The sequence below is a fragment of the Deinococcus alpinitundrae genome (genome assembly GCF_009982895.1).
Taxonomy (GTDB): domain Bacteria; phylum Deinococcota; class Deinococci; order Deinococcales; family Deinococcaceae; genus Deinococcus; species Deinococcus alpinitundrae.
The window spans coordinates 199,434-222,832 of sequence record NZ_WXZL01000004.1 but is presented as its reverse complement, the minus strand read 5'-3'; the positions used below and the strand labels follow the sequence as shown (position 1 = coordinate 222,832).

The window sequence follows — 23,399 nt, the reverse complement described above, 5'->3', positions numbered from 1 at the left end:
GATGGCTGAACAGTACGCCGTGCAACTGCGCCGCGCCTGGCTGCGGCTGGGCCGCGAGATTATTCTGCGCGGCGTCGATCTGGACATCGCGGCAGGCGCGGGCGTGACCCTGCTCGGCGAGAACGGCGCGGGCAAGACCACCCTGCTGCGGCTCTTGTCGTCCAGCCTGCGCCTAACACGCGGTGAGGGCCGCATTCACGGCTTCGATGTGCGAGATGGCCGCTCGGTGCGCGAGTACGTCCACCTGATGCCGGTGGAGGGCGGCGCGTACCCCGATTTGACTGCTGCCGAGAACCTGAATTTCGCCCTCCAGATGCACCGCCTGACGGGCGACACCGGGGCGGCCCTGCGGCGGGTGGGGCTGGAAGGGGTCGCCGAGCGCCGGGTGCGTTTTCTGTCGGCGGGGATGCGCAAGCGCCTCAATCTGGCCCGGCTGTCGCTGCTGGCCCGCCCGCTGACGCTGGTGGACGAGCCGTTCGCCAACCTTGACGCGGCGGGGCGGCAACTGGCATTGGAACTGCTCTCGGAAGTGACGGGTCAGGGCCGCACCCTGATCCTGGCGGCCCACGAACCCGAGCTGGCCGCGCAGGTCACGGGCCGCGCCCTGCACCTGCGCGCCGGAACCCTGACGGAGCCGCGGTGAACCAGGGATGGCAGCAGATCCTGACGATTGCCCGCAAGGACGCTCGGCTGGCGGGCCGCACCCGCGACACCCTGCTGGCCACCGCTTTCTACGCCGCGCTGGTGTTGCTCGTGCTCGGGCTGGCGCTGGGGCCCGACGACGCCCGCCTGAAGCCCGCCGCCGCCGGAGCGGTGTGGGCCGCACTGGCACTCTCGTCAGCCATCGCTTCGGGCCGCGCCTTCGCCCAGGAGCAGGAAGCGGGCGCGCTGGAGCAGCTCACCCTCTATCCGGGGCCGCACGGCGCGCTGTACCTGGGCAAATGGCTGGGCAGCTGGCTGCAACTGCTTGTTTTGGCGCTGCTGGTGCTGCCGCTGGGACTGTTGCTGTTCGGCGCGGCGGGCGGCGGTCAGGTCCTGCCCTGGCCCGCGCTGGGGCTGGTGGCGCTGCTGGGCGTCACCGGGTTGTCGGCCAGCAGCACCTTTTACGCCGCCATCACCGTCAATTTGCGTGCCCGTGAGGCGCTCTTGCCCGCCTTGGCCTTTCCGCTGCTGGTGCCGGTGGTGCTGTCCACCGTCAAGGCCACCAGCTTGCTGATCGGCGGCGGCTGGAGCAGCGAGGTGGCCGCCTGGTTGAGTTTTCTGGCAGTGTTCGACGTGGGCACCCTAATTGTCTGCACGCTGCTGTTTCCGTTCGCGGTGGAGTGAGCGCCCGCGTCCGCCGCTGACTTGTCGCCGCGCCCTGACTGCTACTTCTGCGCCACCAGCACCACGGCCCGCCCGTCGTGGTCGTCGGTGGTGAGGGTCGGGGTGCTCAGGGCGTTTTCCAGGTCCAGGGTGCCGATGCGCTTGAAGGTGCCTGCCGCCGTCAGTTTGGCGCTCACATCGTCGCGGGCCACCTTGAACGAGTCGTAGGGATGGTGCATTGACGAGATCACCTCGAAGTCCTCGCGGCTGAAGGCCCCGGTCCACAGGTAGCCGCCCTCCACCACCGCCGGGCCGAAGACGCGCCCGTGGTTGTTGGAGCGCCACCACGCGCCGTCGCTGAACGCCTCGCCGCTGCCCGCCGGTTGCTGGCCGTAGAGCTGCGTGCCGATCAAGCCTTTGTAGCCGGTGCTGTGGCCGCTTCTGGCCTTGTAGCCTGCTGCGCTCATGGCGGCGCTCAGCCGGGCGGCCGCTTCCTGGGGGGTGCGGGCCAGCGGGTCGAGCAGCATCAGGTTGATCGGCTCGCGCAGGGCGTGGTCGTCGAGCTGGTAGCCCAGCCAGCGGGCGGGCTGACCGTCGGGGTCGATCATCCACTTGCCGATCGCGCCGTAAGAGGTGTTCATCGCGTCGGTACTGGCAGTGACCACCTCGCCGCTGATCGGAGCGAGATTGGCCGCTCGGGTGGGCGGCAGGGCTGAGGTGCTGAGCAACGCAGCGCCCAGGCAGACGACGGGCCATAAACGACGAATCAAATGAAACCTCCACGAGAGCTGTTCCGGGTGGATTGTGCTGAAGGGGAGGCGGGCAGGACTGGCTCGGGCTTGTCCGTACTCTCCCGCAGCGGGCCAGGAGCGACTGGCATCCGCACGCTTGCCAGGGCAAACACCGGCAGGCCGTTTCTGAGGCTCTCATCTTGCCATGCCGGGGGGTGGCGAAACGTGAAAGAGCCGGTAGCGAACGCCTGGCCCAATCTGAATTGATTTTCAGATCCGGCCGGGGCGTCCGCTCTGGCGCTTTTGCACCATGCCGCAATGGGGACACTCGCACTTGCCGGGGAGCGCGGAAAACGCCATGCTGAGGGCACGTTCTCGGCTGGACCCGATGTGTGCCTTTCCGCGCTTTCCAGCGCTGCCCAACGTCTTTTGCCCAGCCGTACCCCTCGCCGCCTTTCCGCACTCTGGAGGCCCCATGCCCATCCTGAAAGACCGCCTCACCCCAGCCCTCGGCGCTCTCACCCTGGTTTTGCTGCTGGCCGGGCTGTGGCTGAGCCTCACCGCGCCCGCCGACGTCAACCAGGGCCTACTGGTGCGACTGATGTTCGTGCACGTGCCCACCGCCTGGCTGAGTTATCTGGCCTACGGCGGCACCGGCCTCTTCGGGCTGCTGTACCTGATCACCCGCCAGCGTCGGTACGACCGGCTGGCCATGAGCAGCGGCGAGATCGGGGTGCTGTTCACGGTGGCGACCATCGTGGGCGGCATGCTGTGGGCCAAGCCCACCTGGGGCACCTACTGGGTGTGGGACGCCCGGCTGACGACCACCGCCCTGTCGCTGGTCGTCTACGGCGCGTATCTGCTGGTGCGCGGCCTGATCGACGACCCCGAGCGCCGCGCCCGCGTGTCTGCTGTGATTGGCGTCGTTGGCACCCTCTACATTCCGGTCAATTACATGGCGGTGGAGTGGTGGCGCGGCGTGCACCAGACCCAGACCCTCAAGCTGCTCGGCGGCATGAACTGGGGCGCGGCCCCGGTCTACGGCATCGCGCTCACCGTCATGACGGTGGCCTTCACCGTGCTGTATCTGTACCTGCTGCGGGTGCGCGGCATTCTGGCTGTCCGCCAGGAGCGGCGCGAGGAACGCGAGTTCGAGCTGCCCGAGCCGCAGGGCACGCCCCTGAGCGGCGCCGGGGTGCGCCGTGGATAAGTATTCCGGCTACGTTATCGTCACCTACGCCGTCACCTTTGTCATCCTGATCGGCTACCTGGCCTGGGTGTGGCTGCGGCTGCGCCAGGAAGACAAAGAGTCATGACCACGCCCGCCTCCCAGCTTCCGCAGGCGCGGCGGCGCAAGAAGAACCCGCTGCCGTACCTGCTGGCCGGCGCGGTGCTGGCCGGACTCCTGGCCTACATCATCTTCGGCAATCTGGCCCAGAGCATCGAATATTTCGTGACGCCCACCGAGTACCAGGCTGAGAAAGCCAGCTTGCAGGGCCGCACCGTGCGCATCGGCGGACTGGTCAAGGCCGTGAGCTACGACCGCGCCACGCTCGACCTGCACTTCAACGTCACCGACGGTGGGGCGACCTTTCCGGTGGTGTACCAGGGCGCGGTGTCGGACCTGTTCAAGGAAAATCAGGGCGTGGTGGTGCGGGGCGTCTTCAATGCCCGCAACGTCTTTCAGGCCAACGAACTGATCGTCAAGCACAGTGAGGAGTACCGGGTGCCACGCAGCCAGGGCGAACTGAAAGACATGCTCAAGAACGCCAAAGACGCCAATGCCGAGGGGCAGTAAAGGACGGGTGACTGAACAGTGCTCAATCTGATTTCCTTTTCCTCCAGTCCGCTGGCCGCGCTGGGGCAGATCGGGATGCTGCTGGCGTTGGCCTTTACGCTGGCCGGGCTGTGGCTGGCGGTGCTGGGCGGCCTGAGGGGCGACCCACGCCCCACCGAGGCGGCCCGCCGCAGCGTCTGGGCGGTGTTCGCCTTCGTCAGCCTGGCGACTGCGGCGCTGCTCTCGGCCCTGCTGCGCGACGACTTCTCGGTGCGCTACGTGGCCGAGCACTCGATGACCACCTCGCCCACCTGGGTCAAGGTGACCTCGCTGTGGGGGGCGTTGGAAGGCTCGATTCTGCTGTGGACCTGGCTGCTCTCGGCCTACGCCTTCATTCTCAGCCTGACGCTGCGGCGCGACGCCCTGCGGCCCTGGGCGCTGGGGGCCATGTTCGTCTCGCTGCTGTTTTTCGTGGGCGTGGTGGCGGGGGTGGCCTCGCCGTTCACGCCGCTCTCGCAGATTCCGCTTCAGGGCCAGGGACCCAATCCGGCGCTGCAAAACCACTGGATGATGGCGGTACACCCGGTCTTGCTCTACCTGGGCTTCGTGGGCCTGAGCGTGCCGTTCGCTTACGCGGTGGCCGCCCTCATCACCGGACGGCTCTCCGACCACTGGCTGAGCGTGACCCGCCGCTGGACCCTAATGGCCTGGGTCTTCCTGACTGCCGCGATTGTGGCGGGCGGCTGGTGGAGCTACGAAACGCTCGGCTGGGGCGGCTACTGGGCCTGGGACCCGGTCGAGAACGCCAGCTTCATTCCCTGGCTGCTGACCACCGCTTTTTTGCACAGCATTCAGATTCAGGAAAAACGCAACCTGCTGCGTGGCTGGAACATCTGGTTGATCGTGCTGGCCTACGCCTCCACCGTGCTGGGCACCTTCCTGAATAGAAGCGGCATCGTACAGAGCGTTCACGCCTTCGCGGGCGGACCGGTCGGGCCGGTGTTCCTGGGCTTTCTGGCGCTGCTGCTGATCGGCGGCGTGGCCCTGACCGCCTGGCGCACCCCCAGGCTGCGCGACCTGGGCGAAGCGCCCGCACCGCTGAGCCGCGAGGCCGCGTTTCTGGCAGGCAACTGGCTGTTTCTAGTCTTCAGCGCGGTGGTGCTGCTCGGCACCCTCTTTCCGGTGATCGTGGAAGCCGTGACGGGCCGCAAGAGCAGTATCGGCGCGCCGTTTTTCAACACCTTCAGCGTGCCGATCGGGCTGGGCCTGCTGCTGCTGATGGGCGTGGGGCCGCTGCTGCCCTGGCGTCGCGCCGACGGCGAGAGCCTGCTGAAAGCTTTGCGGCTGCCGGGTGGAGCGGGGCTGCTGGCGGCGCTGGTCGCCTTGGTGCTGGGGGTGCGCAGTGTGGCAGTGCTGCTGACCCTGGCGCTGTGCGCCTACAACGTGGCGGGCCTCGCCAGCCTGACCGTCCGGGCGGCAAGGCAGCGCGGCAACTTCGCGGCCCTGCTCGCCGAGCAGCCTCGCCGTTACGGGGCCTACACCGCCCATCTGGGCTTGGTCGTGCTGGCGCTGGGGCTGGCCTTCTCGGGAGCCTACAAGCAGAGCAGCGAAACCACCCTCAATCTCGGTCAGGATAAACAGGTGCTGGGCAACACCCTGCGGCTGGAAAGTCTGCGGCAGGCCAACTACGCTTATGGTTCGAGCGCCATCGCCCAGATCCGGGTCGACGGGACCCTCTCGACGCCGCGCATGAACATCTATGCCCAGGACCCCGGCACCACCTTTCCCACCCCCGCCGTGCGCTACAGCGTGCTGGGCGACACCTACTTGGTGACCACCGCCATCGACGACAAGACTGGCAAGTGGGCCAGCATCCGGCTCATCAAATCGCCGCTGGTGTCGTGGATCTGGGCGGGCACCCTAATCATCGTGCTGGGCGCGGGCGTGACCCTGCTCTCCCCGGCGCGGCCCGCCGTGCGCAAGGTGACGGGCGGCGCGGTGGCGGCGGACTGAGTTTCGCCCACCGCCTGAGATCACCCGCTGCCCGAGTTCACAAAGGAAATCCCATTCATGACCAGACTCCACTTCACTCCCCCCACCTGGCGGCGCTTCGCCCCTCCGGCCCTGGCCTTCGTGCTGGTGGCGGCGCTGGGCGCTGCCCTGCTGCGGCCCAAGGACACCTCCAGCGGCACCGGCGATCCGCTGCTGGGCCAGACCGCGCCGACCTTCGCACTCAGGACGCTCGACGGCGGCACGCTCAGCTTGGCCCAGCTCAGGGGCAAGCCGCTTATCCTCAACTTCTGGGCCTCGTGGTGTGTGCCGTGCCGCGATGAGGCGCCGCTGCTGCGCGAGGTCAGCGAGCAGCAGGGCGGGGGCGGCCTCAACGTGGTGGGCGTGCTGTTTCAGGACCCCGACCAGGGACGCATGCGCAAGTTCATCGCCGACTACGGTCTGGCCTACCCCAACCTCCTCGACAGTGATCTCAAGACGTCGATCAATTACGGCATTACCGGCGTGCCGGAAACCTTCTTCATCGGCGCGGACGGCCTGATCAAGTCGGTGGACCGGGGCGGCCTGACCCGCGAGCGGCTCTCGGCGGGCCTGAAAACCATCGGGGTGACCTTCTAAGTGCGCTGCCGGTCGCTGCGTTGGGTGCCAGTACTGCTCGCCGTGCTGCTCAGCGCCTCGGTGCTGGCCGCGTCGCCCGCGCCAGCACCGCTGACTCCGCTTCAGCAGGCGCAAGTGTCGCGCATCGGCGAGAGCATTCGCTGTCCGATCTGCCGCGACGTGCTGCCGATCACCGAGAGCGGCAACGACATCAGCCACCAGATGCTCGCTGAGATCCGTGCCCAGACCCGGGCCGGGCAGACTGATAACCAGATCTACGCCTACTTCCGCGAGCGCTACGGCCAGCGGGTGCTGCTCAGGCCGCCTGTCGACTGGGCCGGAACCCTGCTGTGGGCCTTGCCAGTGCTGGCGCTGCTGCTGGGCGGCGGGGCGCTGCTGCGGTACCTCGCCGGTCAGCGGCGCGCTGCGGGTGTGGATTCGCTGGCGGCGGCTGACCCGGCCCTCAACGCCGAGGATCCCGAAGACCCCTACCTCGCCGAGATTCGCGCCCAGGTACAGACGGCCCGTGAGCGCCGGGGGGGGACGTGAGTGCCGTGCTGATCGGTGTGCTGGCGCTGCTGGCCCTGGCCGCCCTGGTGGCAGTGGTGTCGCCACTGCGTGGCCCCGCCACTGCCGCCGCTCCCTCCGGCACAGACCCCCTCGACCCGGATGCGGCCGAGCGCCTGCGTCTGGAAGCCGAGCGCGACGCTTTGCTGGCCGAGCTGACCCGCTCCGGCGACGAGGTGCGCCGCCCCGACCTGGAACACCGCGCCGCCCGCACCCTGCGCGCCCTCGACGGCCTGCCGCCTGCTCCCAGACGCGGCAACGTGCTGCCGCCTGCCGTGATCGGCGTGGTGCTGGCCCTGCTGGTCGTGGGTGTGGGAGCCGTGACTTTCGTACCGAAGTGGCAACTGGCGGCGCTCGATACGGGCGAACGCCTAGCGGTTCAGGACGCCCTCAGCTTGCCGGGCTTGCAAGCGCGGGCGCAGCGCAGCAATGACAAGGCCGATTATCTGGCTTGGGGCGACGCGGCCTTCAGCGCCAGCGTGTACGACCAGGCGAGTGCGGCCTACGCCGGTGCGCTCAAGCTCGACCCCCGGCAGCCCAAAGCGCTGCGGCGGCTGGGCATCATGCTGTTGAGCGGCCAGGGCAGTGCCGCGCCCAAGAGTGAGCAGCAGGCCTCGCAGGCCTTCTTGCTGGTGCGCACCGCCGCCCAGCTGGCGCCGAGCGACCCGGAAAGCCAGCTGCTGCTCGGCTACGCCCTCAACAACTTCGGCGAGAGCAAGCTGGCCCTGGCCGCGCTGGAGCGCTACCGCAGCCTCGACCCCACCGGGCGCGACGCCGACGACCTGATCGCCACCCTGCGCGCCAGCAGCGATCAGGCCGACCCGGCGTCAAGGGTCTACGCCGCCAACTGCGCCAGTTGTCATGGTGCGGGCGGTCGCGGCGGCATCGGCCCTAACCTCCACGAGAGCCGCCTGAGCCGCGCCGCGCTGCAATCGGTCATTCAGAACGGCAAGGGCGCGATGCCCGCCTTTCCCAACATCAAGGGCGCGCCACTCTCGGCGCTGCTGACCCGGCTGGAGGAGTGGCAGCAGTGAGCGGGAGGCCGTGATGCCCACCCGGAGACAGCTGCTCGAAAAGTGGTGGCTGCTGCCGGTCGGCGCGACGGTGGGCGTGTTCGGTTACATGGGCTACTACGCCAGCCGCGTGACTTTTGGCAAAGCCAAGCCGGGCGCACCCGACTACCTGGCCGGGCCAGCCGTGCGCGTCGCCGCCCTGAGCGAGCTGGGCAGCGTGTGGGCGCAGCGGGAATTTATCTACGGCAAGCGCCCCTGCATTCTGCTGCGGCTGCCCACCGCCACTTCCGGCAGTCTGCAGGTCGGCAATCGGCACTACGCCGCCTTCAGCCGTATCTGCACGCATCTAGGCTGCACCGTCAACCTCGTCAAGGACCCGGAAGTGCTGGCCTTCAGCTTCAGCTACCGCCCGCCCGACGGCGAACCGAAACTCGGCTGCCCCTGCCACTTCAGCGTGTTCGACCCGCTGCGCTCCGGCGAGGCGGTGTTCGGCAAGGCCCGTGCCCCGCTGCCCCGCGTCCGGCTTGAAGTGCGCGGCGCGGCGCTGTGGGCCAGCGGCATCGAGGCGGCCCCGGTGCTGGGAACATGACGGCTCCGAGCTGGAGCGTCCGGCCCGCTCGCCCTGCCGAGCTGCCGCTGTGCGCGGGCATTCTGGCCGCCACCGCCCGTGATAGGCAGGTGCGCGGCGAGCCGCTGTGGCCGCCCTCGGCCCTCACCACTGAGCATCTCACCCGCCAATACCCGCCCGAGGGCTTTCGCCTCGGCTGGTTGGATACTCAGGCGGTGGCCACCATGATTCTGCTCACGGCCGACCCTGAGTTCTGGCCCGACGCCGCGCCGGGAGAAGCGCTGTACCTGCACAAGCTGGGCGTGCGGCCCGAATTTCAGGGACGCGCCCTGGCCCGCCGGATGCTGGAGGCGGCGCTCAGCGAGGCGAGGTCCAGCGGCTGTTCATTTCTGCGCCTGGACACCGCCTGGAACCGGCCCAAACTGCGCGCCATCTACGATACGTTCGGCTTCGAGGAGCGTGGGCGCAAAACGGTTCACGGCTACGATGTGGTGCTCTACGAATTGAGGGTTTGACGCGCCAGCATGGGGTCTGAACGTTCCGCCCCATAGCTCGTCTTCAATTCGGCACCGGCGTATCACGTCCGAGCAAAATGGTGATGTCGGCTCCCTGCGCCCCGCTGCCCGGCTGCACCTGCCCGTAGCCCAGATCGGTTTTGAGGCTGCTTAGGGCCGCGCCCGCCGCACCCGTGATCAAGGTGGTCGGCGCGCTGACCCGCTGCAAGTTGGCGATCCAGACATTGCTGTAGCCGCCGGAAATCAGCTTGTTTTGCAGGGCGCGGGCCGCGCCTGCCGGAGCGTCGATATTGGCGATCGCCACGCTGCGGCTGCGCGGATCGTTCGGGTCGCTGAACGATTTGGCGACCAGCTCTCGGATGCCGCTGCGGTCCGGCGTCCAGGTGCCGGAGGGACCGAAGTTGCCGGGCAGGGTCTGGGTGTTGATCTTGGGACCGCCCATCAGCGCGCCGAGGGTCCGGCCCACCACATCCCGGCTGAGGTCGGTCTTGGTGTTGCGGTCCAGAGCGCTTACCACACTGGGCCAGCGCCAGACGTTCAGCGGGCTGGTCAGCTTGTGGCCCAGCGCCTGGAGGTAGAGCTGCTGGCGCGTGACCCGGCCAATGTCACCCAGGTTGTCGTGGCGAAAGCGCAAAAAGCCCTCTACCTGGGTGCCGCTGAGCTGCTGCCTGCCGGGTTGCAGATCAACGTGCAGATGTCCGGCGTTGTCGTCGTACTTCATGACCTCCGGGACGTTGAGGGTCACGCCGCCGGACGCGTTGGTGAGGTCGCGCAGGGCGTTGAGGCTCAGCAGGGCGTAGCCGTCGATCGGTAGGCCGGTCAGGTTCTGCACCGTCTTGACCAGAACGTCGGGGCCGCCGCGCCGATTGGCCGCGTTGATCTTGCTGTAGCCGAAGCCGGGGAGATCAACCCAGGTGTCGCGCGGAATGCTCAGCAACTCGACCTGACCCCCCGCCCGCAGCTGCGCCAGCACGATGGTATCGGTGAGGTAGGTAAACGCCTCAGGCTTGGCGGGCCAGGGCCACACCGCCGCGGTCTCGTCGTATTCGGGCGTCACGCCCGCCAACAGCACATTGACCGGGCGCTCGGGCGTCCGGGGAAACGCGCCGTATTTCGACAGCGCGGGCAAAGCGGGAGCAATCAGGGCCAGCAGGCCCGCCAGGGCCAGCAGCAGCAGGAGACGAACAGCCATCAAGCGTCAATCTAGCAGCCGACAGGTGAGGAAACGCGCAGCGGTTGATCCGGCACGTGCTCCCAGTGTGCGGCGTTGCTTTTGCGTTACTTCTGCACGATCCATTTGTCGAGCAGCTTCTGGTATTCGCCGTCTTTTTTCATGCGGGCCAGCGTCCTGTCGGCGGCGGCGGCCAGGTCGCTGCCTTTCTTGAACACCGCGCCGTAGTCCTCGGCGACGAGTTCCTGGCCCGCCTGGTCGTACTGGCCCGGCAAGCGCTTCTTGAGGTCGGTCACGGTGGGGGCGTCACCGATGAGGGCGGCGATGCGCCCGGCCCGCACGTCGGCCAGGCCCGCCGCGAAGTCGTCGTACACCTTGATCACGGCCCCCTTGGGCTTGAGGCTGTCGCCCGCCGCGAACTGCCCGGTGGTGTTGGCCTGCACCCCGATGGTCTTGCCCTTGACGTCGGCGGGCCAGGCGAACTTGCCGGGGTTGCCCGCCCGGACGATGAACACCTGCGCCGAGCGGTAATACGGACTGCTGAAGCTCACGACCTTGGCCCGTTCGGGCGTGATGGTGATACCGCTCAGCGCCAGATCGACCCGCCCGGACGTCACCGACTGCGGCATCAAAGCGCCGAAGCCCACCGCCTGAATCTGAAGCTTGACCCCGAGGTCCTTGGCGATGGCCTTGGCAATGTCGATGTCGAAGCCCTGAATGCTGCCGTCCGTGCCCTTGAACTCGAACGGCTGGAAGGTGGGGTCGGTGCCCAGCACCAGCACCCCTTTTTTCTTCACGTCGGCCACGCTGGCGGCGAGCGTGGAGGAAACGATCAGCAGCGTGGACAGCAGGAGCGCAAAACGGTTCATGGTGGGCAGGATACCGCGTGCAAGACTGCCGAAATGCGCTGGCCTGGTTTCGCCGATTTCGTGCATCTGGACCCGGTGGCCGACCCACTGACGTGGACCCGGCCCGGCCTGGTGCAGTTCTTCAACCTGGAATGTTCTGGCTGTGTGTCGCGCGGCATTCCGTTCATGAAACGTCTGCACGCCGAGTTCGGCGGGTCAATCAACTTCGTCGCTGTTCATACCAGCCGGGGCCACCGCCTGTACCCGCGCGGGCAGGTCGAGCCGCAACTGATCCACTTTGCCCGTGACTACGCCAGGCTGCCATTCCCGGTGGCCCTCGATCTGGACGGCTCGGTGGCCGAGCACTGGCAGACCGAGGGCACGCCGCACTGGCTGGCCTTCGCGCCGGGCGGCGAATTGCTGCGCAGCGTCTACGGCTCGCAGGAGGGCGCACAGACGCGGCTGGAATATCTGCTCGCCCAGTGGGTCAGCTGAGCAGTGGGCGAGCTGACCCAGTTACGCTCTACTCGCCTTGCCACGCCTCGCCCAGCGGCTGCTGCTGCGTCACGCAGTGAAACGAGCCGCCGCCCTCGATGATCTGGCGGCTGGGCAGGCCGATCACCTTGCGCTCCGGAAAGAGGGGGCTGAGGCTGTCCAGCGCCGCCTGATCGTTGACGTCTCCGTACTGCGGCACCACGACGAAGCCGTTGCCGATATAGAAGTTGGCGTAGGTGGGCGGCAACCTTCCCTCGGCCCCTTCCAGCCGGGCGGCGGGCAGCGGCAACTCCACGACCCGGAAGGGCCGGCCGTGCGCGTCGGTCATCTGGTGCAGGTCGGCCAGGTTGCGCTGCATCGGCGCGAAATTGGCGTCGCGGGGATCGCGCTCCACGCTGGTCACGATGGTCGTCGGGTCGGTAAAGCGGGTGATGGTGTCGATGTGGCCGTCGGTGTGGTCGTTTTCCAGGCCGCCGCCAAGCCACAGCAGCTTCTCGATGCCGAGGGTGTCTTGCAGCAGCGCCGCGTAGTCCGCTTCAGTCATCCCGGGATTGCGGGTGTCGGTCAGGAAGCACGAGCGGGTCGTCAGGCCCACGCCCGCGCCGTTGACTTCCAGACCGCCGCCTTCGAGCACTTCGGGGCGGTCCCAGTGGCTCAGGCCGAGCGCTCCCGCCACGTATTCCGGCACCTGATTGTCATGCTGATACTCGAACTTGCCGCCCCAGGCGTTGAAGCGCCAGTTGATCAGTGAGAGCTGCTGGCCGCGTGTCACGAAGATCGGGCCGCTGTCGCGCAGCCACACGTCGTCGAGCGGCTGGCGGTGGTAGGTGACATCGGCTCCGGCCAGCCGGGTCCGGGCGTCCGATTCGCTTTCCTCGTCGCGCACGATCAGCTGTACCGGCTCGAAGCGGGCGATGGTGCGCACCAGCTGGGCAAATTCGCCGCGCACGCCCGCCAGATGACCGAACCACAGCTCGTCGTCCTGGGGCCAGCCCAGCCAGGTGGCGGCGTGGGGGGCCCATTCCGGCGGCATGGCAAAGCCCAGAGCACGGGGCGTGGGGTCGGGCAAAGAGAAGTGCAGCATGCTTGCCAGTCTAGCGGAGGCAGTCCAGCCAGGACCGTCTGGCCGAGGCCCGCGCTAGCATGGGGTCATGCAGCGCGACGAAGCTTACCAGCTCATGACCCAGTTCACACCCTCCGAGTCGTTGCAGCGTCACATGCTCAACGTGGAGGCGGCCATGCGCTTTTACGCCCGGCTCTGGCAGGAAGACGAGGAAACCTACGCTGTGACCGGGCTGCTTCACGACTTCGACTACGAGCGCTACCCCGGCGAGCATCCCTTCTGGGGGGTGACCTACCTGCGCGAGCACACCGATGTGGGCGAGGACGTGCTGACGGCCATTCTCGGTCACGCGACCTACAGCGGTGTGGCCCGCGAAACCAAACTCGCCCAAACCCTCTTCGCAGTGGACGAACTGACCGGGCTGGTGCAGGCTGCCGCCCTGGTACGGCCAGACCGCGACGTGAAGCAGGTCGAACTCGCCAGCTTGAAAAAGCGCTTCAAGAACAGGGCGTTCGCGGGGGGTGTCAACCGCGAGGAGGTCGTGCAGGGCGCATCAGAACTCGGCGTGGACCTCGACACCCACATGGCGAACGTGCTCAGGGCGATGGCGGAGATGAATGAAACGGACACCCTGCCCTGACTTGTGCCGCCCTAAACTGAGGCCATGACCCACGCTCGCCCCACCCCCAAAGCCCTGATCTTCGACTTCGACGGCACCATCCTCGACACCGAGACGCACGAATTCCGGCGCTGGGAAGCGCTCTACAGCCAGCACGGGCGAACGCTGGCACTCTCGGACTGGCAGCAGGGCATCGGCACCTGGGACGCCTTCGACCCCTGGCTGGGTCTGCCGGAAGCGGTGCAGGCCAGGCAAGCCGAGGTCCAGGCGGAGCTGCGCGGCCTGATTCACGCCGACATCGAGGCCGCCGAGTTACGACCCGGCGTGCGGGTGGTGCTGGAGGAAGCGCGGGCCGCGGGGCTGCGGCTGGCGCTGGCGACCAGCAGTGACCGTGAGTGGGTCACGCGCTGGCTCTCGCAACACGGCCTGCTGACCTGGTTCGAGGTGACGGCGACGCGCGGTGATGTGGCCCGCGTCAAGCCTGACCCGGAACTCTACGCGCTGGCCGCCCAGCGCCTGAACCTGCGGCCCGAGGACTGCCTGGCTGTCGAGGACAGTTTCAACGGAGCCACGGCGGCTCTGGCAGCGGGCGTCCGGGTGGTGGTGGTGCCCAACGAGGTCACGGCCAGCCAGCCGTTCGGGCCGAACTGGCCGCGCCTGGAAGCGTTCACGACGCTGGGGGCTTTGCTGGAGAGCGCCGGATTCGCCGCGCCCGTCTGAGGCTCACTCCACGGCCACCCGCTCCACCCGCTCGCCCAGGCCGGTGAGCACCTCGTAGTCCACCGTCTCGCCCCAGGCTGCCACGTCGCCGAGTGTGACGGGCCCGTCGCCCCAGACCTCGATCCAGTCGCCCGGCTGCACGTTCAGGCCGCTGACGTCCAGCATGAACTGGTCCATGCAGATGCGGCCCCGCACCGGGCGAACCTGCCCGCCCACGACGCAGTGCGCTTTGAGGGTGGCATTGCGCGGGTAGCCGTCGGCGTAGCCGAACTGCACGGTGGCGATGTCCTGGTCGTGCCCTGCGGTATACAGGCCGCCGTAGCTGATGGTTTCGCCGCTGTAGACCCGGTGAAGCGAGCCGACGCGGGCCGTGAGGCGCAGGGCCGGGCGCAGCGCGAACGAGTCTCGCAGGTGCCCGGGCGCGTACCCGTAGAGCGCCAGGCCGGGGCGGGCCAGTGGCAAGCCGTCCACCGCGCCCAGCCCCAGCACGCCGCCGCCGTTGGCCGCGTGCGCCAGCACCGGGGGCAGCTGCGCCAGCACTTCCTGAAAGACAGCGAGCTGCTGGTAAGTCGGGCCGAGATCGGGTTCGTCGGCGCGGGCGAAATGGGTGTAGACGCCCTCGAGCATCCCCAGATCGGCCAGCTGCTGGCCCAGCCGCACGGCCTCGATGGGCCTCGCGCCGCTGCGGTTCATGCCGGTCTCGACTTTCAGGTGAACGCGGGCGTGCTTCGGCAGGGCCGCGACCTCGGCAGCGGTGCCGACGCTCAGCCGCACACCCAGGTCACTGAGTTCGGCGAACTCCTCCGGCGCGGCGGGGGTCAGCAGCAGCACCGGCTTGCCGGGATTCAGGGCGCTGAGCGCCTGGGCCTCGCGCGGCAGGGCCACCGCGAAGCCCCACACGTCGGGCGACTCGCGCAGCGCCCCCATCACCACCGCCAGCCCGTGTCCGTAGGCGTTGGCCTTGACCGGGGCGATCAGCTGCGCCCCTGCTTGGCGGGCGAGGAGAGCGGCGTTGTGCTTCAGGGCAGAGACGGAGATTTCGGCACGGGCGCGGGCCAACATACCGCCCAGCATAGAGCAGTCGGCGCGGGTCGTCAGCCCCGCTGCGGCGACGCCAGAACAAATGGTTCGAGCAGGCGCGGGGTTCACCGTCGATATGAAGGCGGCGTGTATGCTTTGGCAGAAGTACGCCTTTTCTGCCGCCCCGGCCCGGTGCTCACCCTGTGGCCGCCCGGCCCGCCGCCCGCTCAGTGAGCTGTTTTAGTTTCTGGAGACCACATGCCTGATCCGAACGCCCGATGGTTGACCCGCCTGCCCCGCCTGCGACTCGGCAAGGCCCTGCCGCTCTCGCTCCTGGCCCTCTCCTTGCTGGGCGCGCCTGCCCTGGCCCAGACCGGCGGGGTGTTGCCCCTGGCCTCGGTGGGCGAGAAGTGGCCCATCGACATCGAAACCTACGTCATCCGGGTCTCCGCCCAAGACGCTGGCAAGCCCATCGGCCTGGAAGTCTACAGCCCGACCCTCAACCTCACCGATTACGCCGACGGACGTCGGACCAAGGCGGAAGGCTACTTTGGCGACGAGCTGTACCAGAAAAACATCCAGTTCTCGACCACCTTCACGCTGAGCAGCACCACGGGGCAGGTCTTTGAGCGCACCTTCGGCATGAACCGCGAGCACACCTGGGAAAGTCTGTGGGCATCGGGTCTGCCCGCCGGAACCTACTCCCTGAAAGTCAACAGCAGCGGCGACGGCAAGAACAGCTTCGCTCTGCGGGTGACCTCCCCGTTTACCCTGGAGACCAGCGACTTCACGATCAACGCCCGCGACACCGAGCAGCGTGATCTGCTGGTGGCCCGCCTGACGGTGCCCGCCGAGTGGGTCGGCAAGACGCTGAGCGTCACCGATTACGACGTGGACGGCCCCAGTGAGGCCCAGACCTGGGTCGCCCAGCCCGGCAACAAGCGCATCGACTTGCCCAGCAGCGACAACGGCAAGTACGCCACCGTCAAGTTCCCCCTCACCGCCGCGATGGTGGGCGAGTGGGCGGTGTATATCAAGGTGCTGCCCACCACCAAGCAGTATTCCAACGCCGTGACCTACAGTTTCCGGCTCGACGACAAGCCGATTCCCGCCCGGGTCGGCGGCTTTACCCCGCCCACCAACGTCAAGATCAACAGCCAATTGCTGGTCGATGTCGTCGACCTCCAGGGCCAGCCGATCCCTGGCGCGAGCTACACCGTGGGCGGCGACAATGTGGTGCGCCCGGTGCTGCCCGGCGGCTACGTGCCGGTGAGCGCCACCGTACTGCAGGGCAAGGGCAACGTGATCTCGCCGACCGAGCTGCGCTACACCCCCGGCGACGTCAAGCTGCGCTTCGTGGCCCGCCCGCCCTACAAACTGCTGGTCGACGTGGTCGATCCCCAGGGCCGCCCGATTCCCGGCGCGAGCTATGTGGAGGCCAAGGACAATTCGGTGCGCCCGGTGCTGCCGCCCGGTTACGTGCCGGTGAGCGCCACCGTGATTCAGGGCAGCGGCAACGTGATCTCGCCGACCGAGCTGCGCTACACCCCCGGTGACGTGAAGCTGCGCTTTGTGGCCCGGCCCCCCGAGGGCGCACTGAGCGTCGATTCGGTGGCGATCTACGGCACCCAGCGCATTCCGCTGACCGGCGTGCCGTTCACGCTCGGCGGCAAGACCTACAGCACCCCCGTGACCCTGCCGCTCCAGCCGGGCGACTACCCGGTGGGACCGACCCAGATTCCCGGCAGCGGCGTGGGCACCCCGCCGCCCGGACACGTGGTGGACGGCACGACCGGACGGGTGACCATCGAGTACACCCCGCGCACCGAGGTCACGCTGCTGACCACCCCGGACGTGCTCAACGCCTGCGACGTGACGCAGCTCACCGCCACCGCCAAGACAGACTTTCCCTACAAGCTGCCCGCCACCCTCAACCTCAACCTTCCGGCAGGCTGGAGCAGCGACTATCCGCTGAGCCTGCGCGGCGATCTGTCGGCCAGCGCGCCGCTGCGCCTCAAGGTGCCGGTCCGGGTCTGCCGCACCGACAGCGCCGAGGCGGCCCTCGATCCGGTCAATTTGCGCACCACCGGGCAGGCCAGGGTCCGCAGCCCCGGCGGCTCGAACATCACCCGCAACGTCGAGCAGGGCGCTCGCGCGGGCGTCGCCAAGAGCATCGAGGCCAGCGAGGGCGGCTACACCGTGACCTTGCAGATCACCGCCGACAGCACCCTGGAAAATGTCCAGATCACCGATCCGCTGCCCGGCGGCTCGCAGACACTGGTGCGCGGCCCGGTGACGGTCAACGGCCCCAGCCTCGCCAACCTCTCGCCGCGCATCGACGGCGACATCATCACCCTGTCGCGGGTCATTCCCGGCACCTACACCCTCACCTATCAGTTGCTGACCAGCCTGCCCGCCGACCAGATCCTGACGCCGCCAGATATTCGCTGGTAACGTTTCGCTGCCCGTCATTTCCCAGACCTGCTCCCTCACCGGGGCAGGTTTTTTGCTGACGCTCCACTTCGAAAGAGGGCTACTGCACCATCGCAAATCGGTTGGTGAATGTAAAGACGTGCGGAGAAGGTATGGGGTTGTTCTGTTTCCCGTCCATGATCAGGCGGCCATCTGAAGCAACTGGGGGCATGTCAGCTTCAACGCTGCCGCTGGCAGACATTGTGGTGGCGCTGGACTCTGTAAGAATCATCAGTCAAACGTTAACTTCAATACGGTAAACTGAGCGGCATGAACCGTCCCGCCCTCGCTCTGTTGCTCGTGCCCCTGTTGTGGGCCTGCGGCACGGCGACCGGTCCAGCCCCGAGTGCGCCGCTGCTGAGTGCTGGCGAACTGCTGGCCGCGCCGACCAAGCTCACCATCGGCGGGGTCAAGCTCAGCGCCGAGGCCGCGCCTGTCCTGAGTGCCGGGTTGCCCTGCTCCGGCAAGAGTTGCGCCGTGAATTTCGTGGTGCCGGTCAAGCTGCGTGCCAGCAGCGATCCGAAGGGTCTGACCCTGCCCAGCTTGAAGGTGACGGGGGTGTACGTGATTACCGAGGGCGGGGTGTGGCGCTCCGGGGTGGCGGCCCAGGACAGCCGCCGCTGCGCCGCCGGGCCGGAGGGGGCAGGATGCTTGCAGGCGGTGGGGCGCGGCAGCGCCGACCTCTCACCGCGCGACGCCGTGCAGGTCGTCCTGACCTTCCGTGATGCGGCGGGCAAGTCCTACAAGCTGCGCGACAACAAAGCGGTCGTGAATACCGGGCCGTAAACCTGGGCGCGGGAACTCGGGCGGCAACGGTCCGCCGTCAGGTCCGGGGCTGAGCGCCCAGGTTTGGCAGATAAAACAGCAGGTCCAGCGAGGGTGGTTTGATGCCCTGGGTCCGCAGCAGGGCGCAGATCTGGGCGGTGTGGCGGACCTCGTGCAGCATGACGTGCCACAGCAGGCCGTCCAGCTTGAAAGATTCGGTGGGCGAGTCCTCCACAACGCGCTCCAAGTCGGCGTCGGTGAGTGCGGCTAGGTAAGCCAGGGTGCTGGTTTCGACGGCCCGCCGGTAGTCCAGCAGCGCCGAGAGTGAGAACTCAGCGTAGACCGGGCCGTTTCCGGCATCTCTGATGGCGGGAAAGGCGTCCTCGACTGGCGTGTCTTGCAGAATGGTGAAGTGCAGCCAGCCGTCCTCCACGCCGGCGGTGTGGGCCACCAGATCCTTGATGCAGTGAAATCGCTCGCCCTGAAGCAGTGGGCGCGACAGCACCTCGTCCGGCACCGCTTCCAGCGTGGCCCAGAGGTCGCGGCGGGCACGCATGACGTAGTCGTACATTTCGGGAATGTTCATTTCGGCTCCTTATTCATCCAGACGCCCCAGGTCCCCGGTCCGGCGTCCTCGTCGGCGATGGCCTGACCCGCGAGCTTGAGGGCCAGCTTGATCTGACCGTGGTGATAGCCCTCGTGCCAGATCAGGTGCTGGAGCATCAGCAGCGGGTGATCGTAGTGAAGGTTCATGGCCTGACCTGCCTGGGTCCGGCCCTGCACGGCGTCGTGCACCACCTGAGCGCTGGCGGCCAGCATTCGCTCAATCTGGGCAGGGTCGCGTTCGTCAGTCCACTCCTCGGCGGGCGACAGGTCCGGCGGGAGGCTCGGCAGGAACTCCGGGGCATTCTCGGCGACGAGAGATAGCCGAACCGAGTGAATGTGGGTGAGCAGTTGCGCGACGGTCGGTCCGCTTGCCGTGGCCCGGACGCCCAGCCCGCCTTCCGGCAGCAGACGCAGCAGGTTGAGCAGCAGGGTGCTGTTCCGGTCCCAGGAGTCCAGCAGGGCAGGCAGCAAATCGGAGACCATCTCACTCCCGCCAGATGGCCCAGTGGTGGTCGAGCGCGTCCATTTCTTCCGCTGTGTGGCCGCCCGCCCGCAGCAGAGCCATGATCTGGCCCCGGTGGTGGCTGTCGTGGACGATGATGTGTTGCAGGAAGTGAGCCGGGCTGCTCTGGTAGGTGCCCTCATTCCAGGGATCGGGGAAGCTGCGGTTCTCGTCCAGCGCGGCCCGCACCGCCCTCAGTGCCGCTGCGTCTCCAGCTTGGAAGGCGGCGGCCAGCGTCTGCGTGTCGGGAAGCTCGCCTCCCTTGACCGGGGCGAACAGCCCATCGGCGTGTTCCGGCGAGATGTTGGAGAGCCAATCCTGACGGAAGCCCGCCAGGTGGGTCAGGTGGTGGCCCACCGTCCAGCCGCCGTGCCCATCGGACAGCGCAAGGTCTGCCGGAGTGAGGGCGCTGAGCAAAATGTCGTTGACGCGCCCGTTGCGGCGAAACGATTCGTGGAGCAGGGTCAGATCGGGCATGGAAGCCTCCGGGTGGATCGAGATTCAGGATGTGGTCTCAGTGGCGGCCCAGCGCCATCTGAATGGTCAGCACGTCGCCTTCCGCCAGATGCTCTGATTGCCTCACGCTGGCCTTGATGGGCAAGATGTACGACCCGTCTTTGGGAAACAGCGAGGTCGTCCATTCGGTATCGCCCACCACGGCGCGAACCGGGACCATGCCCCAGCCGTAGGTCACGAGTCGGGCGGCGGCTTTGATGTCTAGGCACTCTGCCGCTGGAACCGTCACGAAGTAATGGGGAGCCGGGCCTTTCCAGAACCACAGCGGACCGCTGAATTCAAAGGTCACCTCGCCTCTCAACCTTCGGGCAGCGTGTAGCTGAGGGTGTAATGGTGCACGCCGCCTGCCCGCTCCAGCTGCAGCTCACCGCCCAGGCCGACGAGTTCCCCGCTGCCGGAATCGGGCACCACGCGGTAGGTCAGACTCTGCTCGCCGCGTTCGCTGATGCCCGCGTGGTAGAAGGCGAAGTGGCCCGGTTTGCCGCCGAGCGTGGCCTGCACGACTTCAATCGCCACGTACACCGCCGAGCCTTCTACAGGCGTCATGAAGCTCAGCATCTCCACCACGCTCTGCCCGGTCAGGTCGCCGCTCCAGGTCTTGTCGAGCAGCGTCCGCCCGATTTCAGGCACCAGCGGCGCGGGGGCATCGCTGCGCGGCTGGACCGTGAAGGTTCCGGTGGCGACCCGCGCCGGGTGCTCAGCGCTCATAGAAGGCGGGTGGCTCGGTGCCCAGCGCCCGCAGGTACACGTAGCCCTCGCCCCGGTGGTGAATCTCGTTGTCGATACAGTAGATCGTCGCCACCCAGCCGGGCATCTCTCCCCAGGGCAAGCTGTGTTGCTGGGTGTAGAAGGCGGGGTCCACCTTGAGGAACTCCCGGTCGAGCTGCGCCGTCAGGGCGTCCCAGACGTGCAGCAACTCGCGGCGGTTGGACGCTACCCCGTCGCGCCACTGAGGCATGGCCCACTCACCACTCAGCAAACCCGTCAGGGTCAGCTCGCTCACCTGATGAATCTCCCAGGCCATCACCCCGAACGGGCGCATGCTGCCGATGGCAAAGCTGAACAGCTGGTCTTCTGGGAACGCCTCGATCACCCGGCGGGTCAGGCGGCGGTGGCCCTGCCAATGAGAGAGCAAGTCTTCGGGCGTCAGCAGGGCGGGAGCACTCGCGGTCTGGGTCATATCGTTACCTCCAAATGGGTTCGGGTGGTTCTGTTTACAGCTTAGTCCCGATACCCGTCAGGAGGTGTCGTGTTTATGTGGCAGCATAAGCTGCATGTACGACCCATCCATGCGGGTGCTGACGGTGCTGGAACTCTTACAGGCCCGTGAACAGGTGACCGGGCCGGAGCTGGCCCGCCGGCTGGAGGTCAGCCCGCGCACGGTGCAGCGCTACGTGGCGCGGCTGCAAGACCTGGGCATTCCGGTGGAATCGCGCCGGGGCGTGGGCGGCGCGTACCGCCTCAGGCCCGGCTTCCGCCTGCCGCCCCTGATGTTCAGCGGCGAGGAAGCGCTCAGCCTGGCGCTGGGCCTCAAGGCGCTGCAACATTTGGGCCTCACGTCGCTGACCCCGGCGGTGCAGGGCGCGGGAGCCAAGCTCAGGCGCACCCTGCCGCACGTGCTGAGGCAGGAAATGGAGGCGCTGGAAGCCGCCGTGCAACTCGAAGCCTCGGACTGGGTGGTCAGCACCGACGCTGCACTGTTGGCAACGCTGCTGCGGGCGGTGCGCGAACACAGGGCAGTGCATTTTGCCTACCGCTCGCGCCTCAGCGCCGACTCGCTGCGCGACGTGGACGTCTACCGGGTCGCCCAGTTTGGCGGCAGCTGGTACGCGGTGGGCCAGTGTCATATCCGGCGGGCTTTGCGCTGCTTCCGGCTCGACCGGATATCGGCGCTCCGGGTGCTGGACGCCACGTTCACTCCGCCCGAAGACTTCGATGCGCTGAGCTACCTGCGCGCTACCCTGCCCGCCACGCCCGAAAGTCAGAAGGTCAGCGTGTGGTTGGGCTTGCCGATGAGCGAACTGCGCGGGCGGGTGTCGAGCTGGGGCACCACCTTGACGGAGGAGGGCGGCGGCACACGGTTGCAGGCCCAGCGCGAGCATCTGGAGGCGTTTGCCGCCATGCTGCTGGGCCTGGGCTGCGATATCCGGATTGAACAGCCGCCGCAGCTCTACGTCATTTTTGGCGCGTTGGCCAAGCGCTGCCGGGCGCTGGCAGAAGGAGAAAAGCTCAGCTTGCCAGAAAGCGCTGAACCTCGCCCAGCCCGCCCGTGTTGAGCAGCACCCGGCCCGACGGCAGGTGGAGCAGCGCCGGGGTCGTCTGGATGTGGTGGGCGGCCGTCAGGGCGGCGAACTCGTCCGCGTCGTTTTGGCGGTGAAGCATTACGATCCGGTCGTCGAACTGGCCCTTGAGTGGTTTGGCGAGCATCATTTTCAAGCGGTCGCAGTTGGGGCAGTCGTTCTGGGTCAGCAGAACGAAGGGCCGGGTCATGGGTTCAGTCATGGCTCACCCGCACAACCTGGTTTGAGACGTTCAGATCGGGGAAGCCGCCGGCCCAGATGGCTTCCACATCGGCGTCGCTCAGCGTTTCGACCCGCACCTTGCTGTAGCTGCTGCCCTTGGCGCTGAAAAAATCGTGGGTGGTGCCGCGTGCCTCGATGCCGTTTTGCACCACCGGGTTGATCTCCTTGTCGGGGAAGGGGCGCTCCAGGGCCAGATTGTCGGCCAGCACGTTGCAGTTGAAGCGGATAAAGCGCTTGACCTCGCCGATCAGGTTGACGCCCGCGTACAGCACGTCGGTGTAGGCCAGCTCGTTCTGGTAGAGGGTCTGCAAGGTCTGGGCGTACCAGGCCCTCGCGTAGGCCTGCTCAGCGGGGTTCATCAGCCCGAACTTCTCTTGGGCCAGCAGCGCCACATACACCCCGTGCAGCGCCTCGTCCAGAATAATCAGGTTGAAGATTTCGCCCGCCGAGACCATCCGGCCCTGCCCGGCCATGTAAAGCGGGTAAAAGAAGCCGCTGTAAAACAGGGCCGTCTCCAGCATGCACGACACCGCCAGCTTCTTCCACAACCCCAGGTTGGACACGTCGGGGTCGGCAAACACACCCTGAATAAAGCTGATCTTGAATTGCAGTTGCGGCTGGGTTCTGACCCACTCGAAGACCTCGCGCTCCTCGCTGGTGGAGAGGAAGGTCTTGTTCATCAGGCTGTAGCTGCGGGCGTGAATATCTTCCATGACGCCCTGAAATTGCAGCGTCGCCTTGCGGATGTGCCCGTCGATCAGGCTGCGCAGCGCAGGCATGCCGACTTCGCCCTGCAAGGTGTCGAGCGCGTTCAGTCCCGCCGAGGCGTGGATGTAGGTCCAGCGCTCGTCGTCGCTCAGCGACTTCCAGACCAGGGCGTCGTTGCTCAGCGGAATTTCTTCAGGAAACCACAGCTGGGAGGTGTACTTCTCGTAGAAGGTGGTCGAAAACCCGTCTTCGGGTTCGGACCAGTTGGTGGCAGAGAAAGGGGACATGG

At 67.3% G+C, this 23,399-nt stretch carries 30 protein-coding genes; 17 read left to right on the top strand and 13 right to left on the bottom strand.

The window, feature by feature from the left end; genetic code table 11:
* The first annotated feature begins 1 nt into the window (after nt 1).
* Together GUI70_RS05545 and GUI70_RS05540 are read left to right on the top strand one after the other, a co-directional pair.
* Entirely contained in the window at nt 2-643 is a 642-nt protein-coding gene (locus GUI70_RS05545) for an ABC transporter ATP-binding protein (RefSeq protein ID WP_161881296.1), read from the top strand.
* Nucleotides 640-1,326 (top strand): heme exporter protein CcmB, encoded by a 687-nt coding sequence (locus tag GUI70_RS05540; RefSeq protein WP_161881295.1) that lies wholly within the window; start codon nt 640-642, stop codon nt 1,324-1,326. Before GUI70_RS05545 ends, GUI70_RS05540 begins: the two co-directional genes overlap by 4 nt.
* 41 nt (nt 1,327-1,367) lie before the next feature.
* Here GUI70_RS05540 and GUI70_RS05535 read toward each other — a convergent pair whose 3' ends face one another.
* Nucleotides 1,368-2,075, bottom strand: a complete 708-nt coding sequence (locus GUI70_RS05535) for a hypothetical protein (protein WP_161881294.1) — start codon at nt 2,073-2,075, stop codon at nt 1,368-1,370.
* A gap of 436 nt (nt 2,076-2,511) precedes the next feature.
* Here GUI70_RS05535 and ccsA point away from each other — a divergent pair, with 436 nt between their 5' ends.
* From ccsA to GUI70_RS05490, 9 genes are read left to right on the top strand one after another with little or no spacing between them, the layout of a single operon-like run.
* Entirely contained in the window at nt 2,512-3,246 is a 735-nt protein-coding gene (gene ccsA / locus GUI70_RS05530) for a cytochrome c biogenesis protein CcsA (RefSeq protein WP_161881293.1), read from the top strand.
* Nucleotides 3,239-3,352, top strand: a complete 114-nt coding sequence (gene ccmD / locus GUI70_RS05525; protein ID WP_161881292.1) for a heme exporter protein CcmD — start codon at nt 3,239-3,241, stop codon at nt 3,350-3,352. The genes ccsA and ccmD overlap by 8 nt, the downstream gene beginning before the upstream one ends.
* Complete coding sequence (gene ccmE / locus GUI70_RS05520) at nt 3,349-3,834, top strand: cytochrome c maturation protein CcmE (RefSeq protein ID WP_161881291.1); 486 nt, start codon at nt 3,349-3,351, stop codon at nt 3,832-3,834. The genes ccmD and ccmE overlap by 4 nt, the downstream gene beginning before the upstream one ends.
* A gap of 18 nt (nt 3,835-3,852) precedes the next feature.
* Nucleotides 3,853-5,826 (top strand): heme lyase CcmF/NrfE family subunit, encoded by a 1,974-nt coding sequence (locus GUI70_RS05515; protein ID WP_161881290.1) that lies wholly within the window; start codon nt 3,853-3,855, stop codon nt 5,824-5,826.
* Between the two features lie 57 nt (nt 5,827-5,883).
* Nucleotides 5,884-6,441: a TlpA family protein disulfide reductase gene (locus GUI70_RS05510; protein WP_161881289.1), complete on the top strand. Its 558-nt coding sequence runs from the start codon at nt 5,884-5,886 to the stop codon at nt 6,439-6,441.
* A gap of 24 nt (nt 6,442-6,465) precedes the next feature.
* A complete protein-coding gene (locus tag GUI70_RS05505) occupies nt 6,466-6,969 on the top strand; it encodes a cytochrome c-type biogenesis protein (protein ID WP_237724715.1) in 504 nt (167 codons plus the stop codon).
* Complete coding sequence (locus tag GUI70_RS05500) at nt 6,966-8,021, top strand: c-type cytochrome (RefSeq protein ID WP_237724714.1); 1,056 nt, start codon at nt 6,966-6,968, stop codon at nt 8,019-8,021. Before GUI70_RS05505 ends, GUI70_RS05500 begins: the two co-directional genes overlap by 4 nt.
* Before the next feature lie 13 nt (nt 8,022-8,034).
* Nucleotides 8,035-8,589, top strand: coding sequence for a QcrA and Rieske domain-containing protein (locus tag GUI70_RS05495; protein WP_161881287.1), 555 nt, complete (start codon nt 8,035-8,037; stop codon nt 8,587-8,589).
* Nucleotides 8,586-9,083 carry a GNAT family N-acetyltransferase gene (locus GUI70_RS05490; protein WP_161881286.1) on the top strand — a complete coding sequence of 166 codons (498 nt, stop codon included), beginning with the start codon at nt 8,586-8,588 and terminating at the stop codon, nt 9,081-9,083. The genes GUI70_RS05495 and GUI70_RS05490 overlap by 4 nt, the downstream gene beginning before the upstream one ends.
* A 43-nt stretch (nt 9,084-9,126) precedes the next feature.
* Here GUI70_RS05490 and GUI70_RS05485 read toward each other — a convergent pair whose 3' ends face one another.
* Entirely contained in the window at nt 9,127-10,275 is a 1,149-nt protein-coding gene (locus GUI70_RS05485; protein ID WP_161881285.1) for an LCP family protein, read from the bottom strand.
* 86 nt (nt 10,276-10,361) lie between these two features.
* Nucleotides 10,362-11,123: an ABC transporter substrate-binding protein gene (locus GUI70_RS05480; protein WP_161881284.1), complete on the bottom strand. Its 762-nt coding sequence runs from the start codon at nt 11,121-11,123 to the stop codon at nt 10,362-10,364.
* Between the two features lie 33 nt (nt 11,124-11,156).
* On the opposite strand from GUI70_RS05480, the gene GUI70_RS05475 reads away from it, so the two are divergent.
* Nucleotides 11,157-11,597, top strand: coding sequence for a TlpA family protein disulfide reductase (locus GUI70_RS05475; protein ID WP_161881283.1), 441 nt, complete (start codon nt 11,157-11,159; stop codon nt 11,595-11,597).
* A gap of 28 nt (nt 11,598-11,625) precedes the next feature.
* Here GUI70_RS05475 and GUI70_RS05470 read toward each other — a convergent pair whose 3' ends face one another.
* Nucleotides 11,626-12,681: an agmatine deiminase family protein gene (locus GUI70_RS05470; RefSeq protein WP_161881282.1), complete on the bottom strand. Its 1,056-nt coding sequence runs from the start codon at nt 12,679-12,681 to the stop codon at nt 11,626-11,628.
* A 67-nt stretch (nt 12,682-12,748) separates the two neighbouring features.
* Here GUI70_RS05470 and GUI70_RS05465 point away from each other — a divergent pair, with 67 nt between their 5' ends.
* Nucleotides 12,749-13,300 carry an HD domain-containing protein gene (locus GUI70_RS05465; RefSeq protein ID WP_161881281.1) on the top strand — a complete coding sequence of 184 codons (552 nt, stop codon included), beginning with the start codon at nt 12,749-12,751 and terminating at the stop codon, nt 13,298-13,300.
* A gap of 24 nt (nt 13,301-13,324) precedes the next feature.
* Nucleotides 13,325-13,999: an HAD-IA family hydrolase gene (locus GUI70_RS05460; protein WP_161881280.1), complete on the top strand. Its 675-nt coding sequence runs from the start codon at nt 13,325-13,327 to the stop codon at nt 13,997-13,999.
* Nucleotides 14,000-14,002: 3 nt separating this feature from the next.
* Here GUI70_RS05460 and alr read toward each other — a convergent pair whose 3' ends face one another.
* Nucleotides 14,003-15,061, bottom strand: a complete 1,059-nt coding sequence (gene alr, locus GUI70_RS05455; RefSeq protein ID WP_161881279.1) for an alanine racemase — start codon at nt 15,059-15,061, stop codon at nt 14,003-14,005.
* A 216-nt stretch (nt 15,062-15,277) separates the two neighbouring features.
* On the opposite strand from alr, the gene GUI70_RS05450 reads away from it, so the two are divergent.
* Both GUI70_RS05450 and GUI70_RS05445 read left to right on the top strand, forming a co-directional pair.
* Entirely contained in the window at nt 15,278-17,473 is a 2,196-nt protein-coding gene (locus GUI70_RS05450) for a hypothetical protein (protein ID WP_161881278.1), read from the top strand.
* 288 nt (nt 17,474-17,761) lie between these two features.
* Complete coding sequence (locus GUI70_RS05445; protein WP_161881277.1) at nt 17,762-18,277, top strand: hypothetical protein; 516 nt, start codon at nt 17,762-17,764, stop codon at nt 18,275-18,277.
* A gap of 37 nt (nt 18,278-18,314) precedes the next feature.
* Here the strand turns inward: GUI70_RS05445 and GUI70_RS05440 are convergent, their stop codons facing one another.
* Genes GUI70_RS05440 through GUI70_RS05415 form a run of 6 tightly spaced genes read right to left on the bottom strand, consistent with a single transcriptional unit; the run spans nt 18,315 to nt 21,060 of the window.
* A complete protein-coding gene (locus GUI70_RS05440) occupies nt 18,315-18,842 on the bottom strand; it encodes a DinB family protein (RefSeq protein WP_161881276.1) in 528 nt (175 codons plus the stop codon).
* A complete protein-coding gene (locus GUI70_RS05435) occupies nt 18,839-19,345 on the bottom strand; it encodes a DinB family protein (RefSeq protein WP_161881275.1) in 507 nt (168 codons plus the stop codon). Before GUI70_RS05435 ends, GUI70_RS05440 begins: the two co-directional genes overlap by 4 nt.
* Before the next feature lies 1 nt (nt 19,346).
* Nucleotides 19,347-19,841 (bottom strand): DinB family protein, encoded by a 495-nt coding sequence (locus tag GUI70_RS05430; protein ID WP_161881274.1) that lies wholly within the window; start codon nt 19,839-19,841, stop codon nt 19,347-19,349.
* 37 nt (nt 19,842-19,878) lie between these two features.
* On the bottom strand, nt 19,879-20,169 hold the full coding sequence (locus tag GUI70_RS05425) for a DUF1905 domain-containing protein (RefSeq protein ID WP_161881273.1): 291 nt from the start codon (nt 20,167-20,169) through the stop codon (nt 19,879-19,881).
* 8 nt (nt 20,170-20,177) lie between these two features.
* A complete protein-coding gene (locus GUI70_RS05420) occupies nt 20,178-20,588 on the bottom strand; it encodes a DUF3224 domain-containing protein (RefSeq protein WP_161881272.1) in 411 nt (136 codons plus the stop codon).
* Entirely contained in the window at nt 20,578-21,060 is a 483-nt protein-coding gene (locus GUI70_RS05415; protein ID WP_161881271.1) for a DinB family protein, read from the bottom strand. The genes GUI70_RS05420 and GUI70_RS05415 overlap by 11 nt, the downstream gene beginning before the upstream one ends.
* 94 nt (nt 21,061-21,154) lie before the next feature.
* Here GUI70_RS05415 and GUI70_RS05410 point away from each other — a divergent pair, with 94 nt between their 5' ends.
* Nucleotides 21,155-22,156, top strand: a complete 1,002-nt coding sequence (locus tag GUI70_RS05410) for a helix-turn-helix transcriptional regulator (protein ID WP_161881270.1) — start codon at nt 21,155-21,157, stop codon at nt 22,154-22,156.
* On the opposite strand, the gene GUI70_RS05405 is transcribed toward GUI70_RS05410, so the two are convergent.
* On the bottom strand, nt 22,110-22,382 hold the full coding sequence (locus tag GUI70_RS05405; protein ID WP_161881269.1) for a YbbN family protein: 273 nt from the start codon (nt 22,380-22,382) through the stop codon (nt 22,110-22,112). The two genes, GUI70_RS05410 and GUI70_RS05405, sit on opposite strands and share 47 nt — an antisense overlap.
* A complete protein-coding gene (locus tag GUI70_RS05400; RefSeq protein WP_161881268.1) occupies nt 22,375-23,397 on the bottom strand; it encodes a ribonucleotide-diphosphate reductase subunit beta in 1,023 nt (340 codons plus the stop codon). The genes GUI70_RS05405 and GUI70_RS05400 overlap by 8 nt, the downstream gene beginning before the upstream one ends.
* Nucleotides 23,398-23,399 lie beyond the last annotated feature (2 nt).

Bases quoted from the DNA above. Each gene is read 5' to 3' on its own strand.
- GUI70_RS05440 (WP_161881276.1), bottom strand. From the start codon at position 18,842: ATGAACATTCCCGAAATGTACGACTACGTCATGCGTGCCCGCCGCGAC.
- GUI70_RS05490 (WP_161881286.1), top strand. From the start codon at position 8,586: ATGACGGCTCCGAGCTGGAGCGTCCGGCCCGCTCGCCCTGCCGAGCTG.
- GUI70_RS05495 (WP_161881287.1), top strand. From the start codon at position 8,035: ATGCCCACCCGGAGACAGCTGCTCGAAAAGTGGTGGCTGCTGCCGGTC.
- alr (WP_161881279.1), bottom strand. From the start codon at position 15,061: ATGTTGGCCCGCGCCCGTGCCGAAATCTCCGTCTCTGCCCTGAAGCAC.
- GUI70_RS05465 (WP_161881281.1), top strand. From the start codon at position 12,749: ATGCAGCGCGACGAAGCTTACCAGCTCATGACCCAGTTCACACCCTCC.
- GUI70_RS05545 (WP_161881296.1), top strand. From the start codon at position 2: ATGGCTGAACAGTACGCCGTGCAACTGCGCCGCGCCTGGCTGCGGCTG.
- GUI70_RS05480 (WP_161881284.1), bottom strand. From the start codon at position 11,123: ATGAACCGTTTTGCGCTCCTGCTGTCCACGCTGCTGATCGTTTCCTCC.
- GUI70_RS05420 (WP_161881272.1), bottom strand. From the start codon at position 20,588: ATGAGCGCTGAGCACCCGGCGCGGGTCGCCACCGGAACCTTCACGGTC.
- GUI70_RS05450 (WP_161881278.1), top strand. From the start codon at position 15,278: ATGCCTGATCCGAACGCCCGATGGTTGACCCGCCTGCCCCGCCTGCGA.
- GUI70_RS05470 (WP_161881282.1), bottom strand. From the start codon at position 12,681: ATGCTGCACTTCTCTTTGCCCGACCCCACGCCCCGTGCTCTGGGCTTT.
- GUI70_RS05410 (WP_161881270.1), top strand. From the start codon at position 21,155: ATGTACGACCCATCCATGCGGGTGCTGACGGTGCTGGAACTCTTACAG.
- GUI70_RS05435 (WP_161881275.1), bottom strand. From the start codon at position 19,345: ATGGTCTCCGATTTGCTGCCTGCCCTGCTGGACTCCTGGGACCGGAAC.
- GUI70_RS05405 (WP_161881269.1), bottom strand. From the start codon at position 22,382: ATGACTGAACCCATGACCCGGCCCTTCGTTCTGCTGACCCAGAACGAC.
- GUI70_RS05475 (WP_161881283.1), top strand. From the start codon at position 11,157: ATGCGCTGGCCTGGTTTCGCCGATTTCGTGCATCTGGACCCGGTGGCC.
- GUI70_RS05485 (WP_161881285.1), bottom strand. From the start codon at position 10,275: ATGGCTGTTCGTCTCCTGCTGCTGCTGGCCCTGGCGGGCCTGCTGGCC.
- GUI70_RS05400 (WP_161881268.1), bottom strand. From the start codon at position 23,397: ATGTCCCCTTTCTCTGCCACCAACTGGTCCGAACCCGAAGACGGGTTT.
- GUI70_RS05460 (WP_161881280.1), top strand. From the start codon at position 13,325: ATGACCCACGCTCGCCCCACCCCCAAAGCCCTGATCTTCGACTTCGAC.
- GUI70_RS05415 (WP_161881271.1), bottom strand. From the start codon at position 21,060: ATGACCCAGACCGCGAGTGCTCCCGCCCTGCTGACGCCCGAAGACTTG.
- GUI70_RS05445 (WP_161881277.1), top strand. From the start codon at position 17,762: ATGAACCGTCCCGCCCTCGCTCTGTTGCTCGTGCCCCTGTTGTGGGCC.
- ccmE (WP_161881291.1), top strand. From the start codon at position 3,349: ATGACCACGCCCGCCTCCCAGCTTCCGCAGGCGCGGCGGCGCAAGAAG.
- GUI70_RS05430 (WP_161881274.1), bottom strand. From the start codon at position 19,841: ATGCCCGATCTGACCCTGCTCCACGAATCGTTTCGCCGCAACGGGCGC.
- ccsA (WP_161881293.1), top strand. From the start codon at position 2,512: ATGCCCATCCTGAAAGACCGCCTCACCCCAGCCCTCGGCGCTCTCACC.
- GUI70_RS05510 (WP_161881289.1), top strand. From the start codon at position 5,884: ATGACCAGACTCCACTTCACTCCCCCCACCTGGCGGCGCTTCGCCCCT.